Origin of the sequence: Micromonospora sp. WMMA1976 (genome assembly GCF_027497335.1) — a bacterium.
Lineage (GTDB): Bacteria > Actinomycetota > Actinomycetes > Mycobacteriales > Micromonosporaceae > Micromonospora > Micromonospora aurantiaca.
In genome coordinates this window covers 3,028,158-3,047,995 of record NZ_CP114912.1, presented here as the reverse complement: position 1 = coordinate 3,047,995, position 19,838 = coordinate 3,028,158, and the positions used below count along the sequence as shown (strand labels likewise).

Here is a 19,838-nt window from a genome sequence, read left to right as displayed (position 1 = left end):
CGATGACACTCTCCCCGTCCAGCATCGAGCAGGTCATCCCCGGCCAGGGAGCGATGGCGCAGCCGTCGGCCCGGGCCCGCCGCCGCCGGTTCCGCTTCGTCGCAAACGCCAAGGCCGCGACCGGCCTCGCCGTCCTCGGGGTTTACGTGCTCCTGGCGGTGATCGGGCCGTGGATCGCGCCGTACGACCCGGACGCGCGCAGCGCCGACGTGCTCCAGGCGCCCTCGGCCCGGCACTGGTTCGGCACCACCCACCTCGGGCAGGACATCTTCAGCCAGATCCTGGTCGGCGCGCGCAGCGTGATGGTGGTGGGCCTGACCGCCGGCGTGCTCGCCACGATCCTGTCCGTCCTCATCGGCGTGACCGCCGGCTACCTGGGCGGCGCAGCCGACGAGGGCCTGTCGGCGGTGTCGAACGTGTTCCTGGTGATCCCGGCGCTGCCGCTGATCATCATCGTCACGTCCCTGGTCGACCAGGCCAGCGACACGCTCGTGGCGCTCATCATCGGCCTCACGTCGTGGGCGTGGGGCGCCCGGGTGCTGCGCGCCCAGACGCTGTCGCTGCGCCGCCGCGACTACGTCGAGGCGGCACGGGCCACCGGCGAGCGGACCTGGCGGATCATCGGCTTCGAGATCCTGCCCAACCTGACCGCGATCATCGCCTCCGGCTTCGTCGGCACCGTCATCTTCGCGGTGATGTCGGAGATCACCCTGGCGTTCATCGGTGTCTCGTCGGTGTCGTCGTGGAACTGGGGCACGATCCTGTTCTGGGCGCAGGGACAGCAGGCCCTGGCGCAGGGCGCCTGGTGGTGGTTCGTCCCGGCCGGGCTGGCCATCGCGCTGCTCGGCACCGCGCTCGCGCTGATCAACTTCGGCATCGACGAGTTCGTCAGCCCGCGGCTGCGCACCGGCGGCCGGACCCGGATCCGTACCGCCGACGGCCGCACCGTCGCGATGCGCGTCGGATTCACCCCGGTGCTCGCACCGAACCCGGCGCCGGTCCCGATGCAGCGGACGGCGGACCCCATCGGAGAGGACGCGAGCGCATGAGCGACCAGGTGCTGGAGATCCGCGGGCTGTGCGTCGACTACGGCGTCGGTGCGGACGCGGTCCGCGCGGTCCGCGACGTCGACCTGACGCTGCACCGCGGCGAGGTGCTCGGCCTGGCCGGGGAGAGCGGCAGCGGCAAGTCCACGCTCGCGTACGGGCTGACCCGGCTGCTGCCCCCGCCCGGCGTGGTCAGCGGCGGCCAGGTGATCTACCACCCCGCCGACGGCCCGCCGGTCGACGTGCTCACGCTCAGCCCGGCGAAGCTGCGCGAGTTCCGCTGGGCCGAGACGTCGATCGTGTTCCAGGGCGCGATGAACTCGCTCAACCCGGTCCACAAGGTCTCCACCCAGCTGCTCGACGTGATCCGGGCACACGAGCCGAAGAGCACGGCGGCGGGACGGCTGGCCCGCGCGAAGGATCTGCTGCGCCTGGTCGGCATCTCCGCCGACCGGCTGGACAGCTACCCGCACCAGCTCTCCGGCGGCATGCGGCAACGGGTCATGATCGCGATGGCGCTGGCGCTGGAACCGCAGGTGGTCATCATGGACGAGCCGACCACCGCGCTGGACGTGGTGATGCAGCGGCAGATCCTCGGCCAGCTCGCCGAGCTGCGCGAACGCCTCGGCTTCGCGGTCCTGTTCATCACCCACGACCTGTCGCTGCTTGTCGAGTTCTCCGACCGGATCGCGATCATGTACGGCGGCCGGATCGTCGAGGAGGCGCCCGCCGCCCGGCTGTACGCCGAACCGCTGCACCCGTACACCGAGGGGTTGCTGCACTCGTTCCCGGCGCTGCACGGACCGCGCCGCGAACTGACCGGCATCCCCGGCTCCCCGCCGGACCTGCGCGCCATGCCGTCCGGCTGCGCGTTCCATCCCCGCTGCCCGAAGGCGTTCGACGGGTGCGACGAGCAGGTGCCGGTGCTCGGCGCCCCGCGCGTCGACGACCCGGCGCGGGCCGTCGCGTGCCGGCTGCACCCGGCCGTCGCGCCCCTGTCCCGCTGACCCGCCCGACACCACCACCCGCTACCCGCGAGGAGAACCATGGACACCGATCTCACCCGCCCGTCGCCGGTCGCCGGCGCGGACCCGATCGACACGCTGCCGCCGACCTTCCGGTGGGGGGTGGCGACGTCGTCATACCAGATCGAGGGCGCGGTGGCCTCCGACGGCCGCACCCCGTCCATCTGGGACACGTTCTGCCGGGTGCCGGGCGCGGTGGCGAACGGCGACAACGGCGACGTGGCGTGCGACCACTACCACCGGATGCCGCAGGACGTCGCGCTCATCGCGGACCTGGGACTGGACACGTACCGGTTCTCGGTGGCCTGGCCGCGGGTGCAGCCGGGCGGGCGCGGTCCGGCGAACGTGGCCGGGCTGGCCTTCTACGACCGGCTGGTGGACGAGCTGCTCGGCCGGGGCGTCGAGCCGTGGGTGACGCTCTACCACTGGGACCTGCCGCAGGAGCTCGAGGACGCGGGCGGCTGGCCGAACCGGGACACCGCGTACCGGTTCGCCGACTACGCGGAGCTGGTCTTCGCCGCGCTCGGCGACCGGGTCCGCACCTGGACCACGCTCAACGAGCCGTGGTGCTCGGCGATGCTCGGGTACGCCTACGGCGACCACGCCCCCGGCCGGCGGAACCTTGGCGACGGCATCGCCGCGGCGCACCACCTGCTGCTCGGGCACGGGCTGGCCACGCGGCGGCTGCGGGAGGCGGCCCGGTCCCCGATCGAGCTGGGCCTGACGCTGAACCTGTCCACCGCCGACCCGGCCACCGACAGCGCGGCGGACCGGGACGCGGCGCGGGCCGCCGACGGGCTGGCCAACCGGCTCTACCTCGACCCGGTGCTGCGCGGGGAGTACCCGCAGGACGTGATCGCGGACCTGGCCGCCGAGGGGGTACGCATCCCCGTCGAGGAGGGCGACCTGGACGTCATCGCCACCCCGATCGACGTGCTCGGGGTCAACTACTACTTCGGGCAGCTGCACTCCGGCGTGGACGAGCAGGGCCGGGACCGCGACGACGACGGCAGGCCGGTGCGCCGGGTGGTCCGCCGCGACCTGCCGCGTACCGCGATGGACTGGGAGATCGTGCCGGAGTCCTTCACCGACCTGCTGGTGCGGCTGCACCGCGACTACCCGGGCACCCCGATGGTGATCACCGAGAACGGCGCCGCGTTCGACGACGAGCCGGACGCCGACGGATTCGTGAACGACGACGACCGGGTCGGCTTCCTCACCGAGCACCTGCGGGCGGTGGCCCGGGCCCGGGTGGCCGGCGCCGACGTGCGCGGCTACTTCGCCTGGTCGCTGCTTGACAACTTCGAGTGGGCGTACGGCTACGACAAGCGGTTCGGCATCGTCCGGGTCGACTACGACACGCAGCGCCGCACCCCCAAGCGCAGCGCGCTGTGGTACCGGGACACCGTGCGGCGGGTCCGCGGGCGGCGCTGACGCCGCCGCGTGGGGCCGGGCCCGGTCAGTGACGGCGGCCCGGCCCCCACGCCGGGCCCGGGCGGGCGGCCGGGTCGCGGGGCACGCCGCCGTCGCGCAGCAGCCGGGTCATCGGCAGGGTGGCCGCGCCCATCGCGACCGCGTCCGGTCCGAGCCGGCACAGTTCGATCGAGGTCTGCGCGTACGGCTGCCGCAGCGCGTGCCGCGCGGTGGCCGCGCGGATCGCGGGCAGGTGCCGTTCGCCCAGAGCCAGCCCGGCCCAGCCGCCGAGCACCACCCGCTCCGGGTTGAACAGGTTGACCAGGTTCGCCACCCCGGCGCCCAGGTAGCCGACCGTCTCGTCGATCACCTTCGCGGCGGTGCTGCCGGTGGAGCGCAGCAGCTCACCGAAGGCGGTCTCCTCGTCCGCGCCCGGTGCCGGGCGGCCCCGGTTGGCGTGGCGGAACCGGTCCAGCACCGCCTCCGCCCCCACGTACGCCTCCAGGCAGCCGAGGTTGCCGCAGCGGCAGCGGCGGCCCCCGTACACGATGGTGGTGTGGCCCCACTCCCCGGCGCTGCTGTGCGCGCCGCGGTAGCCGACGCCGTCGGCGACCACGCTCGCGCCGACGCCGGAGCCGACCAGGGCGACCACCGCGTGCCGGACGCCGCGGCCGGCGCCGAACCACATCTCGGCCTGGCCGAGCGTCTTCGCGCCGTTGTCCACGTGCACCGGTACGTCGGTGCCGGCGCGCAGCATCGCGCCGAGCGGCACGCCGTCCCAGCCGAGCGTCTGGGCGTGCACCACGGCGTCGGCGGCGCGCTCGACCGTTCCGGCGACGGCGACGCCGAAGCCGAGCACCGCGGCCGGGTCGACGCCCGCCTGCTCGGTGACGGCGGCGAGGCCGTGCCGCAGGTGCGCGGCGACCCGCTCGGGGTCGGGGTCGGCGGCGGCGATCGGGTACTCGGCCTTGGCCAGCGCGGTCATGCTCAGGTCGAACAGCTCCACCTGGACGCGGGTCTCGCCGACGTCGGCGCCGACCAGGTAGCCGTAGCCGGGCGCGACGCGCAGCAGCACGCGGGGACGGCCGCCGTCGGACTCGACCGAGCCGGCCTCCTCGACCAGGCCCTCGTTGATCATCTCGCCGACCAGGTTGCTGACGCTGGCCAGGCTCAGTGCGGTGGACTGGCCCAGCTCGTGCCGGCTGAGCGGGCCGTCCAGCCAGATCCGGGTCAGCAGGACCGACCTGTTGGCCCGGCGCATGTCGCGCACCGTGGTGCGTCTGGCGTCCACGTCCGCCGCCGTCCTTCCCGGCCGCCCGCGAGCGGCTTTCGTTCCTGCGTCACGCCCTGAGCGGGGTGGTGACAGGGTACGCCGCATTTACACTTAACAAAGTTAACTGATAACCTCCGGCGCATCGATGAGGAGGTATGTCATGCGACTCGGACGTGGGATGACCGCTCTGCTCGGTGGCGTCGCGCTGCTCGCCGCCACCGCCGCCGCCCTGCCCGCCACCGCCGCCACACCGACCGGCACCGTCGGCGCGCTCGTCGCCTGTGACGCGCCGGCCTGGGCCGAGGGCGTCACCTGGACCGCCGGCAGCCGGGTGACCTACGGCGGCCGGCTCTACCAGGCGCTCGTCACGCACACCCCGCCGACCGGCGCGGGCTGGACCCCGGCTGCCGTACCGGCACTCTGGACCGACCTCGGCGCCTGCACCGGCGGCACGCCGTCGCCGAGCCCCACCACCCGGCCGCCGTCGCCCTCCCCGTCCGCCTCCGCCTCCCCGACGGTCTCCCCCACGCCGACTGCGTCCCCGACTCCGACGACGCCCGGTGGTGACACCTGCGCGCTGCGGTCCCGGCCGACCGGCAAGGTGCTCCAGGGCTACTGGGAGAACTGGGACGGCGCCGCGAACGGCGTGCACCCCGGCCTCGGCTGGATCCCGATCACCGACTCCCGGATCACCGGCCACGGCTACAACGTGGTGACCGCCGCGTTCCCGGTCATCCGCGCCGACGGCACAGTGCTCTGGGAGAACGGCATGGACGCCGGCGTCAAGGTGCCCACCCCCGCGCAGGTGTGCCAGGCCAAGGCCGCCGGGCTCACCGTGCTGCTGTCCATCGGCGGCGCCACCGCCGGCATCGACCTCAGCTCCAGCGCGGTCGCCGACCGGTTCGTCGCCACAGTGGTGCCGATCCTCAAGCGGCACAACTTCGACGGCATCGACATCGACATCGAGACCGGCCTGACCGGCAGCGGGAACATCAACCAGCTCTCCCCCTCGCAGGCCAACCTGATCCGGATCATCGACGGGGTGCTGGCCCAGATGCCGGCCGGCTTCGGGCTCACCATGGCGCCGGAGACCGCGTACGTCACCGGAGGCAGCGTCACCTACGGCTCGATCTGGGGCGCGTACCTGCCGATCGTCAAGAAGTACGCCGACAACGGGCGGCTGTGGTGGCTGAACATGCAGTACTACAACGGCTCGATGTACGGCTGCGCCGGTGACTCGTACCCGGCCGGCACCGTCGCCGGTTTCGTCGCGCAGACCAACTGCCTCGACACCGGCCTGGTCGTGCAGGGCACCACCATCCGCGTACCGCTCGACCGGCAGGTCCCCGGGCTGCCCGCGCAGGTCGGCGCCGGCGGCGGCTACCTGAGCCCGGCGCTGGTGGCCCAGGCGTGGAACACCTACCAGGGACGCCTCAAGGGCCTGATGACCTGGTCGGTCAACTGGGACGGGTCGAAGGGCTGGACGTTCGCCGACAACGTCCGCTCGCTCCAGGGCCGCTGAGACGCGCCGCGGGGCCCGCCGGACGGGCGGGGCCCCGCGCCGGGTCAGGCGATCTTCTTCGGGGTGATCTTCTTCGGTGTGGTCGGCGAGTCCAGCCAGGCGTTGATCAGCGCGGTGAAGTCCCGGCCGGTCTGCTTGTTGACGAAGGCGATGAACGAGGCCCGGTCCTGCGGCGTGTTGCGCTGCTCCTGGACCCAGGCGCGGGCCAGCGCGAAGAACGCCTTGTCGCCGACCGTCCGGTGGATCTCGCGCAGCATCGCCGCCGGGCACAGGTAGACGTTGCCCTCGGCGAACCGCTTCGGGTCGGGCCGGCCGGGCGGGCCCAGCTTCTTGCGCAGCGCGGCGTCACCCTCGCGCAGGTACCGGTCCAGGCTGGCCTCGCTGAGCTTCAGCGTCTCCTTGGTGTACAGATCCTGGATGTACGTCGCCCAGCCCTCGTTGAGCCACAGGTCACGCCAGGTGGTGGGCGTGACCGAGTTGCCGAACCACTGGTGGGCGTACTCGTGCAGCAGGTCGCTGCCCCAGCGGTCCCGGCGGGCCGCGGTGTTCTCGATCTTCCGGCCCATCGTGATCATCTGCTGGGTCTCCATGCCCGACGCCGAGTCCACCACCACGACGCCGCCGGAGGGGAACGGGTACGGGCCGAACTTCTTCTCCAGCCAGGCCAGGTACTGCGGGGACTTCTTCAGGTACGGCAGCAGCTTGTCGTCCGCGCCCTTGCGGTACCAGTAGGCCAGCGGCACGCCGCGCGGCCCCGCCGCGGTCAGCTTCTGGTACTTCCCCACCGCGAGCGTGGTCAGGTAGGTCGCGACCGGGTCGGTGCTCCGGTAGCTGAACGTGGTGCCGGACTGACCGGCGGGCGTGCCGCCGGCGATTGCGGACCAGCCTGCCGGCACTGTCACCTTGATGTCGTAGAGGGCCTCGTCCGACGGCTGGTCGTTCGCCGGATACCAGGTGAACGCCCCGAACGGCTCCTGCATGGTCCAGAGGCCGCCCTCCTTGGTGACGGTGAGACCCAGGGCCTCGGTGTCCTTGCGGCGCGACGGCATCGGGGTCGTCTTCGGCCGGCCGTGGTAGGTGACCACCAGGGTCACCGGCTCGTCCGCCACCACCGGGGCGGACACGGTCAGCTTCTCCTTCGCCACCACGCTCGGAACCGTCGCGCCATTCATCGTGACGCTGTCGAGCTGGTAGGGCATGAAGTCGAGAACCAGGTTCGGCGAGTCCTTCACCGGCCGGATCCGCAGCGTGGCGGTGCCGGTGAGGGTGGTGGTCGACGGCGCCCACTCCAGCGCGAGGTCGTAGTGCAGGACGTCCAGCGCATCGGTGCCCCGGGCCGGATAGACCGGGTCGGCCACCGGCGTCGACCGCCCCGCCTGCCAGGCGGCGTAGTCGACGGCGGGCGCGGCCGGGCTCGGCGGAGTGGAGGCGGAGGGGGTCGCGGCCGGGGCGGCGGGAGCGGTGGTGCACCCGGCGACGAGCAGCGGTCCGAGGACCATGATCAGGGTTACGGGGCGGCGCATCAGCGCACCCTACGGCAGTTTTCGATCTTCGTGGGGGCGTCTCGGCTGGCACAGGTTGCGAGACCCTGCGAGGCTGGCGCTCGTGTATGACTACGACCTGCTGGTGCTGGGCTCCGGACCGAGTGGACAGAAGGCGGCGATCGCCGCGGCGAAGCTGGGCCGCCGCGTCGCGATCGTGGACCGCCGCGACATGCTCGGCGGGGTGTGCATAAACACCGGCACCGTGCCGTCCAAGACGTTGCGCGAAGCCGTCCTCTACCTGACCGGGCTGAGCCAGCGCGACCTCTACGGCAGCAGCTACCGGGTCAAGGAGGACATCACCGTCGCCGACCTGGCCGCCCGCACCCAGCACGTGATCACCCGGCAGACCGACGTCATCCGCAACCAGCTGGCCCGCAACAAGGTCTCGCTGATCACCGGCACCGGCCGGTTCGCCGACGCCCACTCCGTCTGGGTCGACGCCGGTTCTGGCCGGGAGACCCGGGTCAGCTTCGACAAGGCGGTCATCGCCGCCGGCACCCGCCCGGCCCGCCCGGACAGCGTCGACTTCGACGACCGCACGATCGTCGACTCCGACGGCGTCATCAACCTCCAGGCCGTCCCGCGCAGCATGGTCGTCGTCGGCGCCGGGGTGATCGGCATGGAGTACGCGTCCCTGTTCGCCGCGCTCGGCACCAAGGTGACAGTGGTCGAGCGCCGCCCGCGGATGCTGGACTTCTGCGACGAGGAGATCGTCGAATCCCTGAAGTACCACCTGCGGGACCTGTCGGTGACCTTCCGCTTCGGCGAGGAGGTGGCCGCCGTGGAGAAGCACCGCAGCGCCGCGCTCTGCGTCCTGCGCAGCGGCAAGAAGATCGCCGCCGACACGGTGATGTACTCCGCCGGCCGGCAGGGGCAGACCGACGACCTCGCGCTGGAGGCGGCCGGGCTCACCGCCGACCACAGGGGCCGGATCACCGTCGACGCCGACTACCGCACCACCGTCGAGAACATCTACGCCGTCGGCGACGTGATCGGCTTCCCCGCGCTGGCCTCCACCTCGATGGAACAGGGCCGGCTGGCCGCCCAGCACGCCTGCGGGGAACCGGCGCGCGGCATGTCGGACCTGCAGCCGATCGGCATCTACACCATCCCGGAGATCAGCTTCGTCGGGAAGACCGAGGAGGAGCTGACGGAGGCGTCCGTCCCGTTCGAGGTGGGCATCGCCCGCTACCGGGAGCTGGCCCGGGGCCAGATCGTCGGTGACTCGTACGGGATGCTGAAGCTGCTGGTCTCACCCGAGGACGGGCGGCTGCTCGGGGTGCACGTGTTCGGCACCGGCGCCACCGAGATCGTCCACATCGGGCAGGCCGTGATGGGCTGCGGCGGCACCGTCGACTACCTGCTCGACGCCGTCTTCAACTACCCGACGCTTGCGGAGGCGTACAAGGTGGCCGCCCTCGACGCCGCCAACAAGATCCGCAACATCACCCGCATCGACACCTGATCCCGCCCCCGCCCCGCCCGTCCCGCCCCACCTTCGTTGATCTTGCACTTTGAGCCCAGTTCGCGCCCGTTATGCCGGCTATGCCTGGGCAGCAAGTGCAAGACGCTTCTATGTGTGTGGTGATCGGTTCGGCTGGTTGCCGTTAGGGTTCGGCGTTGGTGATCACTCGGGTGACTCTCCGTTGATCCGGCTGCCCGTGGTGTGGGTGTGCCTTGTGCAAGACCTGTCCCCGGGTGATCGTCGGCGCCGGCCCGGCCCACCCTGCTGGCCTGATCAGAAGCCTGCCCGTGCGAGCACACGTGGCCCATCACAGATCTGCCGCCGAGGTGACTGCTTCCCGAGCCGACGCCGACTGTCCCGGTCGTCGCTGGCAAAGGAGCAACAATCCGAGATGACAAGGATCGTAGAGCGAGTCGCGGATCGCTACGACGTGGTGGTAGGGGTCGACACCCACACCGACACGCACACCGCCGCCGTGGTCGACCGTCTCGGCGCCGTGTTGGCGCAGGTCACCGTGCCCACCGACCCGGACGGGTTGGCCCGGTTGCTGACCTTCGCCGTCGCGCACACCCCACCGCAGGGGCGCCGGTTGTGGGCGGTGGAAGGCACCCGATCGCACGGGCAAGGGCTGTGCCGGGTGCTGGACGCTGCCGGTGAAGCGGTCTGCGAGGCACCCAAACCCCCCGCCGCGTCCCGTCGTCGGGGCGGCAAGTCCGACCACCTGGATGCGGTCGCCGCCGCCCATACGGTGCTTGCCCTGCCCGCTGAGCGCATCGCCGTGCCCCGAAGCGACGGACCACGCGAGGCACTGCGTCTGCTGCTGATCTGCCGCCGACACCACACCGATGCCCGCACCGCAGCAGTCAACCTGGTCAAAGCGTTGATCCTGACCGCCGACGACACCCTGCGCGAGGCGCTACGCGGACTATCCACCACCACCCAGATCGCCCGCCTGGCCGCCCTCGACCTACCCGAGCACACCGACCTGCCCTGCGAGGAACACACCCGCCGCCGCGAACTGACCACCCTCGCCCGGCACATCCAGACCCTCGACGCCACCCTCGCCGACAACCACCAACGCCTACGCACCCTCGTCACCGAACTGTGCCCACCCCTGCTCGACCAACCCGGCATCGGACCCGTCACCGCCGCGATCGCCCTCACCGCCTGGTCCCACCCCGGCCGCGTCCGATCAGAAGCCGCCTACGCCACCCTCGCCGGCACCGCCCCCATCCCCGTGGCCAGCGGCCGCACCAACCGACACCGCCTCAACCGCGGCGGCGACAGAACCCTCAACAGCGCCCTACACACCATCGCCCTCACCCGCCGCCGCATCCACCCCGAAACCCGCGACTACATCACCCGCCGCCGCACCGAAGGCCGCACCACCAAAGAAATCACCCGCTGCCTCAAGCGCTACATCGCCCGACAGATCTACCGCACCATCACCAACCACCACCGCACCACTTGACAACCCCACTCACAGATCGACGGGGAGAGGGGGCGGGGCGGGGGTCAGCGGCCTGTGGCGTAGCCCTGGGCGCCTCGGGGATTGGCCGCGGCGGACAGGACCCCGGTACGCGGGTCGCGGGTCACCGCGCACATGCGGCCCAGGCTCCACGGGTCGGACAGGCGGACGGTGTGGCCGCGGGCGCGCAGGCCGGACAGCACATCCGGGTCGATGCGGTCCTCCAGCACCAGCACGCCCGGCTCGACCTCGCGCGGATAGAACGACGCCGGAAAGCTCGTGGTGTGCCACGTCGGGGCGTCGATGGCCTCCTGCAACTCCTGCCCGCCGGCCAGGTGCCGCAGCAGGAACAGCAGCTGCCACTGGTCCTGTTGGTCACCGCCGGGCGTGCCGCAGGCCATCACCGGCTCGCCGTCGCGGAGCACGAGAGTCGGGCTGAGCGTGGTACGCGGGCGCCGCCCCGGCCGCAGCGTCGAGGCGAGCCCCTCCTCCAGCCAGCACATCTGCAACCGGCTGCCGAGCGGGAAGCCCAGCTCCGGAATGGTGGGCGAGCTCTGCAGCCAGCCGCCGCTGGGCGTGGCGGAGATGATGTTGCCCCACCGGTCCACCACGTCGACGTGGCAGGTGTCGCCGCGGGTCACGCCGTCGGCCCGGACCGTGGGTTCGCCGGTGCTCGGGTCCTGCGGCACGGCCCCGCGACGCACGTCGGCGTGCAGGTGAGACGGAAGTCGGGGCGGCTCACCCGCCGGGCTGCCGGGGCGCAACCCGGCCGACGCCCGGTCACCGACCAGCCCGGCCCGCGCACGGGCATACTCCGTCGACAGCAGCGCTGGGCCCGGCACGTCGGTGTCGCCGTACCACGCCTCGCGGTCGGCGAACGCGAGCTTCAGCGCCTCGGCCTGCGCGTGGATGCCGTGCAGGCTGGACGGATCGTAGACGGCCGGGTCGTCGAGCGCGTCCAGGATCGAGAGCGTCTGGAGCAGCACCGGGCCCTGGCCCCAGAAGCCGGTCTTGGCGATCGTGTGCCCGTGCCAGTCCAGCGTGACCGGTTCCTCCCAGGTGGCCGACCATCCGGCCAGGTCGTCGCCGGTGACCAGCCCGGCGTGCGCGCGGCCGCTGGAGTCACGGAACGGCAGCCGGCTGAACGCGTCGATCGCCTCGGCGACGAAGCCCTCCCGCCAGGCGCGCCGGGCCGCCTCGATCTGCGCCTCGCGGTCCGGACCGGCGGCCCGTCCCGCGTGGACGAGGCGGCGCAGCGTGTCCGCGTACGCCGGGTTGGTGACCATCTCCCCCGGCGCTGGTGGGCGGCCGTCGCGGAGCCAGAGGCGCGCGGAGGTCGGCCAGTGGTCGGTGAACAGCGACCGGACCCGCGCGACGGTCTGCCCGGCGGCGCCGACCAGCGGGTGGCCGGCGGCGGCGTAGCCGATCGCCGGTTCCAGCACCTCGGCGAGCGTGCGGGTGCCGTGGTCGCGCAGCAGCAACAGCCAGGCGTCGACGGCGCCCGGCACGACGGCGGCGAGCGGGCCGGCGCCCGGCACGAGGTCAAGGCCGAGCGACCGGAAGTGCGCCACAGTGGCGGCCGCCGGCGCGGGGCCCTGGCCGCAGAGCACCCGCGGGGTGGGGTCGGTCGCGGTGGCGAGGATCGCGGGCACCTCCCCGGCCGGGCCGTTGAGGTGCGGCTCCACGACGTGCAGCACGAACCCGGCGGCGACAGCGGCGTCGAAGGCGTTGCCGCCGCGTTCCAGCACACCCATCGCGGACTGGCTGGCCAGCCAGTGCGTGGACGAGACCATGCCGAACGTGCCGCGCAGCGTCGGCCGGGTGGTGAACGTCATCGGCGGTGAGCCTACGCGGTGCCGGCGGCGTCCGCGCGGGTCGTCGCGCCCTCCTCCCCCGGGCCGCCGTCGCGCTCGGCGTCGAGCGGGAACAGGCACGCCGCGTGGTGGCCGGGGCCGACCTCGGCGAGCGTCGGATCGGTCTCGGCGCACGCGGGTCGGGCCTGGGGGCATCGGGTACGGAAGCGGCAACCGCTCGGCGGGTCCACCGGGCTGGGGATGTCGCCGGTGAGCACGATCCGGCGGCGCTCCCGCTCGACGCGGGGGTCTGCTACCGGCACCGCGGACAGCAGCGCCGCCGTGTAGGGGTGGGCCGGGTGCCGGTAGATCCGCTCCGGTGGGCCGGTCTCGACGATGCGGCCCAGGTACATCACCGCGATCCGGTCGCTCATGTGCTCGACGGCGGCCAGGTCGTGCGCGATGAACAGGTAGGTCAGCCCGAGGTCGCGTTGCAGGTGCCGGAGCAGGTTCATGATCTGCGCCTGCACGCTCAGGTCCAGCGAGGCGATCGGCTCGTCCAGGACGATCAGGTCCGGCTCCCCGGCCAGGGCCCGGGCCACACCGACGCGCTGGCGCTGGCCGCCGGACAGCTCGTGCGGATAGCGGCCGGCGGTGTCGGCGCGCAGGCCGACCAGGTCCAGCAGCTCCGCGACCCGGGCCCGCCGGGCGGCGGCGGACGCGGCGAGCCGGTGCACGACCAGCGGCTCGGCGATGCTGTCACCGACCGTCCGGCGTGGGTCGAGGGACGCCTGCGGATCCTGGAAGACCATCGCCACGCGGCGGCGCGTCGCGCGCAGGCGGCGGCGTGACCAGCGGGTCACGTCCTCGCCCGCCACCCGGACCCGTCCGCCGGTCGGATCGACGAGCCGCAGCAGCGCCAGACCGGCTGTGGACTTGCCGCTGCCCGACTCCCCGACGAGCCCGAGCGTCTCGCCCCGGCGTACGGCGAGACTGACGCCGTCGACCGCGCGGACCGTGCCGGTCGAGGTCGGGAAGTGCACCTTCAGGTCGTCCAGCTCGGCGACCACGTCCGGGGTGGCGCTCATCCGGCCTCTCCACGGTAGAAGGTGCGGACCGTGTGCCCGTCGCCGACCGGCGTCAGCGGGGGCAGCTCGTGCTCGCAGCGGGGATCGGCGCGGACCGGGCAGCGCGGCCAGAACGCGCAGCCGGGGGGCAGGTCCAGCGGGCTCGGCGGCGACCCGGGAATGGCCACCAGGTCCTCGCCGCGGCGGGACGGGTCCGGCCGGGCCGCCAGCAGCGCCCGGGTGTACGGGTGCGTGGGCGTGTCGAACACCGCGTCGACGGGGCCCTGCTCGACGATCCGTCCGCCGTACATGACTGCGACGGTGTCCGCGATACCGGCGACCACGCCCAGGTCGTGGGTGACCCAGACGACTGCGGTGCCCAGCCGTGCCTGCAGGTCGGCGACCAGTTCGATGATCTGCGCCTGCGTGGTGACGTCGAGCGCTGTGGTCGGCTCGTCGGCGATCAGCAGGTCCGGCTCGCAGGCGAGCGCCATCGCGATGGCGACACGCTGGCGCATGCCGCCGGAGAACTGGTGCGGGTACGCGTCGACCCGCTGGGCGGCCGACGGGATACCCACCAGTTCCAGCAGCTCCACCGCCCGGTCGCGGGCGGCGCGCCGGGTCAGGCCGAGGTGCTCCTCGGCCGCCTCGGTGACCTGCCGCCCCACCGGCAGCACCGGGTTGAGCGAGGTCATCGGATCCTGGAAGACGAACCCGACGTGCCGGCCGCGGACCTTGCGACGGCGGTCGTCGGGCAGCGCGGTCAGTTCCGTGTCGAGCAGCCGCACCCGGCCGGTGACCGTGGCGGCGCGCGGCGCGAGGCCGGTGGCGGCGAGCAGGGTCATGCTCTTGCCGCTTCCGGACTCGCCGACCAGTGCGAACGTCTCCCCCTGCCGCACCTGCCAGGACACCCCGGCGACGGCACGGACCGGGCCGCGTCGGGTGCCGACGGTCACGGTGAGGTCCTCAACGGACAGTACTGTCGAAAGGGTCGTGCTGCGCTGGCTGGGCATTCGCTCGTGGCCCTCGCTCCGCTCGGTGCGCTCGCTCATGCGGTGCTCCTGCGGGCCTCGCCCAGGGTGAGCTGGCGCGGGTCGAGCACGTCGCGCAGCGCGTCGCCGACCAGGTTGAACGCCAGCACGGTGAGGAAGATCGCCGCGCCCGGGAACACACCCAGCCACCACGCGTCGGTGACGAAACCGCGCCCGTCGAACAGCATCCGGCCCCAGGCCGGCGCGGGCGGCTGGATGCCGAGGCCGAGGAAGGACAGCGCGGCCTCCGAGAGGATCGCGAACGCCAGCGACAGCGACGTCTGCACGATCAGCGGCGCGGCGATGTTCGGCAGCACGTGCCGGCGCATGATGCGCAGGTCGGACGCGCCGATGGAGACGGCGGCCCGGACGAACACCTGCTCGCGTACGGAGAGCACGCCGGCGCGGGTGATCCGGGCGAAGATGGGTGTGTAGACCACGCCGATGGCGACCATCGCGGTGAGCAGGCCGGGGCCGAGCACCGCCACGATGGCGACCGCCAGCAGCAGCACCGGGAACGCGAACAGCACGTCCATGCAGCGCATGAGCACGCTGTCCAGCCAGCCCCGGTAGTAGCCGGCGAACAGCCCGAGCGTCACGCCGGCGACCAGCGCGATGCCGACGCTGACGGCGCCGACCTGAAGTGACACGCGGGCGGCGACGAGCACCCGGCTGAGCACGTCGCGGCCCAGCTCGTCGGTGCCGAACGGGTGCGCGCCGCTGGGCGGTCGCAGCATCTGGTCCACGTCGACGTCGTTGACGCCGGCCGGGGCGAGCCACGGGCCGGCCACGCCGACCACGACGAGCAGCACGAGCACGATCGTGCCGCCGACGGCGAGCGGGTCGCGGCGCAGCGCGTCCAGGACGCGGCGTCCGGTGCTCTCGGTCGTGGCGCTCACTTGACCGTGATCCTCGGGTCGAGGCGGGCGTAGAGGATGTCCACCAGCAGGTTGACAAGCAGGAACAGCGCCGCGACGAGCAGCACCGCGCCCTGCAGGACGGGATAGTCGCGGGCCTGCACGGCGTCGAAGGTGAGCCGGCCGATACCGGGCCAGGCGAACAGCACCTCGATCACGATGACGCCGCCGAGCAGGCTGGCGAGCTGCACCGCGACCACGGTGACCACCGGGATGAGCGCGTTGCGCAGCACGTGCCGCATGATCACCACCCGGTTGCGCAGCCCCTTCGCCTCGGCGGTCCGCACGTAGTCGGCGGAGAGCACCTCCAGCACGGAGGAGCGGATGAACCGGGTGAGGATCGACGCGGTGACCAGGCCGACGGTGACCGCCGGCAGCGCCACGTGGGTGGCCCACCGGCCGGGGTCGTCGGTCAGCGCCACATAGCCGGACGGGGGCAGCCAGCCGAGCACCCCGGCGAACAGCAGGATGCCCATGATGCCCATCCAGAAGTCCGGCACGGAGACGCCGAACTGGCTGAACACGCGGGCGGCGTGGTCGACGGCGGAGCCGCTGCGTACCGCCGCGACGATGCCCAGCGGAAACGCGACGAGCAGCGCGAACACCACGGCGGTGACGGCGAGCGACAGCGTGGCGGGCAGCCGTTCCAGCACGATCTGGCTCACCGGCTGGCCGGTGCGGAAGCTGACCCCCAGGTCACCGGTGAGCGCGTGCCCGAGGTAGCTGACGTACTGCACCGGCAGCGGCTGGTCGAGGCCGGCCCGTTCCCGCAGCGCATCGTACGTCTGCGGGTCGAACCGGGTGCCGAGCGCCACCCGGACCGGGTCGCCCGGCACCAGTTGCAGCAGCAGGAAGACCACAAGGGTCACGCCGACCAGCACGACCGCCGACTGGAGGACCCGCCGCAGGACGAAGCGGGCCATCACTTCGCCAGGGCGACCGACCGGAACCGGATCGCCCGATCGGTGCGCACCTCGTAGCCGGAGACCTTCTTCGACCAGCCCTGCACCACGTCCGGGTTGTAGAGGTAGAGGTAGCTGGCGTCGTCGACGATCTGCTTCGCCGCCTGCTCGTACGCCTGCTTGCGGGCGCCCTGGTCGGTCTGGGTGCGCGCGTCGTCCAGCAGCTTGTCGACCGCCGGGTTCTTGTACTTGTGGAAGTTGAACGTGCCGCCGCTGTGGTGCTGGGCGTAGTAGAACTCGTCCGGGTCGATGTTGCCGAGCCAGCCGAGCATGAACCCGTCGAAGTTGCCCTTCGCCTGCTCGTCCAGCCACTGGGCGAAGTCCAGCGTACGGATCTTGACGGTGATGCCGACGTCCTTGAGCTGCGCGGCGATGACCTGCGCGGCGGTGACCGTCTCCGGATACTCGCTGGTGACCATCAGATCCATGGTCAGGTTGCTCACGCCGGCCTGGCCGAGCATCTGCTTCGCCTTGCCCGGGTCGTGGCTGTAGGGCGCGTAGTCGTAGTAGAACGCGCTGGCCTTCGGGATGGCGGTCTGGTTGACGGTGGCCAACCCGAACTTCGCGGCCTTGGTGATCGCCTCGCGGTCCAGCGCGTACCCGACGGCGCGCCGCACCTCGGGGTTGTCGAACGGCTTGCGGGCCTCGTTGAGCGCCACGTACCAGTAGTCGGTAGAGGCCGCCGACTTCACCACCGGGTCGTCGCCGTCCTGCAACGACTTCACCTGCTGGGGCGGCAGGTTGTCGGTCCACTGGACCTGGCCGCTGCGCAGGTTCTGCAGCGCCACCGTCGGGTCCTTGACGAAGGTGAACGTGACGCCGTCCAGCTTCGGCTTGTCCCCCCAGTACGAGTCGTTGCGCACCAGCTTGACGCTGTCACCGGAGGTGTAGCCGGCCACCTTGAACGGGCCACTGCCGACCGGCGCGGTCTTGACCTTGCCGGACTCGACGTTTGACTTCTCCACGATCGCCACGCCCTTGAAGCCGCCGAGGTTGGCGAGCAGGTTCGGCGTGGGCGCGCTGAGCGTCACCACCACTGTGGCCGGGTCGGGCCCGGTGACCGACTTGACGGTGGCGAACTTGTACGCGTTGTTCAGCTTCTCCTTGATGATCCGCTCGTACGAGTAGACGACGTCCTCGGAGGTCAGCGGCGACCCGTCGGAGAACGTGACGCCCTCGCGCAGCGTGAACGTCCAGGTGAGCTGGTCGTCGCTGGTGGTCCACTTCGTCGCCAGCGACGGCACCATCTTCAGGTCGGCGTCCGGCTCGACGAGCGTGTCGTAGACGTTCTCCAGCACCTGGAAGCTGTAGTAGGCCGAGGTCTTGTGCGGGTCGAGCTGGTCGGGTTCGCCGCCGATCGCGGCGTTGAGAACTCCACCGGAGCCGCCGGCGTTCCCCCCGCCGCCGACGTCGACCGCCTCGCCGCCGGTGCATCCGGACAGGACGCCGACGGTCAGTGTGAGTGCGGCGCCGAGCACGCCGAGCTTCTTCCTGGACACAGGCCCCCCTAGCCACTTCCCGGACAAAAGAAAGTTTCGGCGAGTCTTCTCTCCGAGCCGGATGATGTCAAACGAATCCAGCCAAATTGACTTGTCGTCGCGCGCTTGCCGGTGCGGAGTGAACGGTGGTTCAATCCGGGCCCGGACCTGATCCGCCACCTGCGCTGGGAGTTGCCGCCGTGACCACACACGAGGTCGTCAACCAGGTCCCGCCGATGGTCGGCCACGACACCGCCGACGACCCGGCGCTGCGCGACGGCGTGGCCCGCGAGGGCGCCGGCTGGGCGCTGCCCGACCTGCACGAGCTGGGCCGGCTCGCCGGTGGCGAGGAGGCCGCCGAGCACGGTCGGCTCGCCAACGAGCATCAGCCGGTGCTGCGCACCCACGACCGGTACGGCCACCGCGTCGACGAGGTGGAGTTCCACCCGTCCTGGCACGAGCTGATGCGTACCGCCGTCGGGCACGGCCTGCACGCCGCGCCGTGGGCCGACGACCGGCCGGGCGCGCACGTGGCCCGCGCGGCCGGGTTCTACCTGTGGCGGCCCGACGCGGGGCACGGCTGCCCGATCTCGATGACCTACGCGGCCGTGCCCGCGCTGCGGCACAGCCCGGAGCTGGCCGCCCGCTACGAGCCGCTGCTCACCGCCCGCGAGTACGACTTCGGGCTGCGCCCGCCGCAGACCAAGCGCGGCCTGCTCGCCGGCATGTCGATGACCGAGAAGCAGGGCGGCTCGGACGTGCGCGCCAACACCACCACGGCCCGGCCGGAGCCGGACGGCAGCTACCGGCTCGTCGGGCACAAGTGGTTCACCTCGGCGCCCATGTGCGACCTGTTCCTCACGCTCGCCCAGGCGCCCGGTGGCCTCACCTGCTTCCTGGTCCCCCGCGTGCTGCCCGACGGCACCCGCAACCCGATGCGGCTCATGCGGCTCAAGGACAAGCTCGGCAACCGCTCCAACGCCTCCGCCGAGGTCGAGTACGAGCACGCGGTGGCGTGGCGCGTCGGCGACGAGGGCCGGGGCGTACGCACCATCATCGACATGGTCAACCTGACCCGGCTGGACTGCGTGATCGGCGCCGCGGCCGGGATGCGCCACGGCGTGACCACCGCCGTGCACCACGCCACCCACCGGCGGGCGTTCGGCGCCTACCTGGCCGACCAGCCGCTGATGCGCAACGTGCTGGCCGACCTGGCGGTGGAGTCCGAGGCTGCCACCGTCCTGATGGTCCGGCTGGCGGGCGCGACCGACCGGTCCGCGCGCGGCGACGACGGCGAGACCGCGTTCAAGCGCCTCGCGCTCGCCGTCGGCAAGTACTGGGTGTGCAAGCGCTGGCCGGGGCACGCCGCCGAGGCGCTGGAGTGCCTGGGCGGCAACGGCTACGTGGAGGAGTCCGGCATGCCGCGGCTGTTCCGCGAGTCGCCGCTGAACTCGATCTGGGAGGGCTCCGGCAACGTCGCCGCGCTGGACGTGCTGCGCGCGCTCACCCGGGAACCGCAGGTGCTCGCCGCGTACGAGGCGGAGGTGGCCGCCGCGGCCGGCGCGGACGCCCGGCTGGACGCCGCGGTGCGCCGGGTGCGCGACGAGCTGGCCGACCACACCGACCTGGAGCTGCGGGCCCGGCGGGTGGTCGAGCGGCTGGCGCTGGTGCTGCAGGGCGCGCTGCTGGTGCGCCACGGCCACCCGGCGGTCGCCGACGCGTTCTGCGCGTCCCGGCTCGACGGCGACCACGGGCAGGCGTACGGGACGCTGCCGGGCGGGCTCGACCTGGCCGCGATCATCGACCGCGCCACCCCCAAGATCGGCTGAGGGAG

At 72.4% G+C, this 19,838-nt stretch carries 15 protein-coding genes; 7 read left to right on the top strand and 8 right to left on the bottom strand.

Annotated elements, in window-relative coordinates; genetic code table 11:
• Positions 1-2: 2 nt before the first annotated feature.
• The 3 genes from O7546_RS14045 to O7546_RS14035 are packed head-to-tail and all read left to right on the top strand — an operon-like array spanning position 3 to position 3,505.
• Complete coding sequence (locus O7546_RS14045) at positions 3-1,049, top strand: ABC transporter permease (RefSeq protein ID WP_194802495.1); 1,047 nt, start codon at positions 3-5, stop codon at positions 1,047-1,049.
• Positions 1,046-2,053: an ABC transporter ATP-binding protein gene (locus O7546_RS14040; RefSeq protein ID WP_194802494.1), complete on the top strand. Its 1,008-nt coding sequence runs from the start codon at positions 1,046-1,048 to the stop codon at positions 2,051-2,053. Before O7546_RS14045 ends, O7546_RS14040 begins: the two co-directional genes overlap by 4 nt.
• Positions 2,054-2,092: 39 nt before the next feature.
• The gene (locus O7546_RS14035) at positions 2,093-3,505 is read left to right on the top strand and encodes a GH1 family beta-glucosidase (RefSeq protein WP_194802493.1); all 1,413 of its coding nucleotides are present in this window, start codon (positions 2,093-2,095) and stop codon (positions 3,503-3,505) included.
• Positions 3,506-3,530: 25 nt separating this feature from the next.
• Here O7546_RS14035 and O7546_RS14030 read toward each other — a convergent pair whose 3' ends face one another.
• Positions 3,531-4,775: an ROK family transcriptional regulator gene (locus O7546_RS14030; protein WP_269696952.1), complete on the bottom strand. Its 1,245-nt coding sequence runs from the start codon at positions 4,773-4,775 to the stop codon at positions 3,531-3,533.
• Between the two features lie 142 nt (positions 4,776-4,917).
• Between O7546_RS14030 and O7546_RS14025 the strand changes: the two genes are divergently transcribed.
• Positions 4,918-6,279, top strand: coding sequence for a glycosyl hydrolase family 18 protein (locus O7546_RS14025; RefSeq protein ID WP_281601058.1), 1,362 nt, complete (start codon positions 4,918-4,920; stop codon positions 6,277-6,279).
• 44 nt (positions 6,280-6,323) lie between these two features.
• On the opposite strand, the gene O7546_RS14020 is transcribed toward O7546_RS14025, so the two are convergent.
• The gene (locus O7546_RS14020; RefSeq protein WP_281601057.1) at positions 6,324-7,802 is read right to left on the bottom strand and encodes a M1 family metallopeptidase; all 1,479 of its coding nucleotides are present in this window, start codon (positions 7,800-7,802) and stop codon (positions 6,324-6,326) included.
• Positions 7,803-7,884: 82 nt separating this feature from the next.
• Here O7546_RS14020 and sthA point away from each other — a divergent pair, with 82 nt between their 5' ends.
• Together sthA and O7546_RS14010 are read left to right on the top strand one after the other, a co-directional pair.
• Entirely contained in the window at positions 7,885-9,288 is a 1,404-nt protein-coding gene (sthA, locus tag O7546_RS14015) for a Si-specific NAD(P)(+) transhydrogenase (RefSeq protein ID WP_194802489.1), read from the top strand.
• Positions 9,289-9,679: 391 nt separating this feature from the next.
• Positions 9,680-10,759: an IS110 family transposase gene (locus O7546_RS14010; RefSeq protein WP_194802082.1), complete on the top strand. Its 1,080-nt coding sequence runs from the start codon at positions 9,680-9,682 to the stop codon at positions 10,757-10,759.
• 44 nt (positions 10,760-10,803) lie between these two features.
• On the opposite strand, the gene O7546_RS14005 is transcribed toward O7546_RS14010, so the two are convergent.
• Genes O7546_RS14005 through O7546_RS13980 form a run of 6 tightly spaced genes read right to left on the bottom strand, consistent with a single transcriptional unit; the run spans position 10,804 to position 18,025 of the window.
• Positions 10,804-12,591, bottom strand: coding sequence for a gamma-glutamyltransferase family protein (locus tag O7546_RS14005; protein WP_281601056.1), 1,788 nt, complete (start codon positions 12,589-12,591; stop codon positions 10,804-10,806).
• Positions 12,592-12,602: 11 nt separating this feature from the next.
• Positions 12,603-13,637 carry an ABC transporter ATP-binding protein gene (locus tag O7546_RS14000; RefSeq protein WP_281601055.1) on the bottom strand — a complete coding sequence of 345 codons (1,035 nt, stop codon included), beginning with the start codon at positions 13,635-13,637 and terminating at the stop codon, positions 12,603-12,605.
• On the bottom strand, positions 13,634-14,629 hold the full coding sequence (locus tag O7546_RS13995) for an ABC transporter ATP-binding protein (RefSeq protein WP_281601158.1): 996 nt from the start codon (positions 14,627-14,629) through the stop codon (positions 13,634-13,636). Before O7546_RS13995 ends, O7546_RS14000 begins: the two co-directional genes overlap by 4 nt.
• 35 nt (positions 14,630-14,664) lie before the next feature.
• Positions 14,665-15,546 carry an ABC transporter permease gene (locus O7546_RS13990; protein WP_269696947.1) on the bottom strand — a complete coding sequence of 294 codons (882 nt, stop codon included), beginning with the start codon at positions 15,544-15,546 and terminating at the stop codon, positions 14,665-14,667.
• A complete protein-coding gene (locus O7546_RS13985; RefSeq protein ID WP_269696946.1) occupies positions 15,543-16,487 on the bottom strand; it encodes an ABC transporter permease in 945 nt (314 codons plus the stop codon). The genes O7546_RS13990 and O7546_RS13985 overlap by 4 nt, the downstream gene beginning before the upstream one ends.
• On the bottom strand, positions 16,487-18,025 hold the full coding sequence (locus O7546_RS13980) for an ABC transporter substrate-binding protein (protein ID WP_194802485.1): 1,539 nt from the start codon (positions 18,023-18,025) through the stop codon (positions 16,487-16,489). Before O7546_RS13980 ends, O7546_RS13985 begins: the two co-directional genes overlap by 1 nt.
• A 179-nt stretch (positions 18,026-18,204) precedes the next feature.
• Here O7546_RS13980 and O7546_RS13975 point away from each other — a divergent pair, with 179 nt between their 5' ends.
• On the top strand, positions 18,205-19,833 hold the full coding sequence (locus tag O7546_RS13975) for an acyl-CoA dehydrogenase family protein (protein ID WP_281601054.1): 1,629 nt from the start codon (positions 18,205-18,207) through the stop codon (positions 19,831-19,833).
• The last annotated feature ends 5 nt before the right edge of the window (positions 19,834-19,838 follow it).

Coding starts and splice junctions, on each gene's coding strand:
- O7546_RS13985 (WP_269696946.1), bottom strand. CDS start 16,487: ATGGCCCGCTTCGTCCTGCGGCGGGTCCTCCAGTCGGCGGTCGTGCTG.
- O7546_RS14025 (WP_281601058.1), top strand. CDS start 4,918: ATGCGACTCGGACGTGGGATGACCGCTCTGCTCGGTGGCGTCGCGCTG.
- O7546_RS13995 (WP_281601158.1), bottom strand. CDS start 14,629: ATGCCCAGCCAGCGCAGCACGACCCTTTCGACAGTACTGTCCGTTGAG.
- O7546_RS14005 (WP_281601056.1), bottom strand. CDS start 12,591: ATGACGTTCACCACCCGGCCGACGCTGCGCGGCACGTTCGGCATGGTC.
- O7546_RS14020 (WP_281601057.1), bottom strand. CDS start 7,802: ATGCGCCGCCCCGTAACCCTGATCATGGTCCTCGGACCGCTGCTCGTC.
- O7546_RS14000 (WP_281601055.1), bottom strand. CDS start 13,637: ATGAGCGCCACCCCGGACGTGGTCGCCGAGCTGGACGACCTGAAGGTG.
- O7546_RS14040 (WP_194802494.1), top strand. CDS start 1,046: ATGAGCGACCAGGTGCTGGAGATCCGCGGGCTGTGCGTCGACTACGGC.
- O7546_RS14035 (WP_194802493.1), top strand. CDS start 2,093: ATGGACACCGATCTCACCCGCCCGTCGCCGGTCGCCGGCGCGGACCCG.
- O7546_RS14010 (WP_194802082.1), top strand. CDS start 9,680: ATGACAAGGATCGTAGAGCGAGTCGCGGATCGCTACGACGTGGTGGTA.
- O7546_RS14045 (WP_194802495.1), top strand. CDS start 3: ATGACACTCTCCCCGTCCAGCATCGAGCAGGTCATCCCCGGCCAGGGA.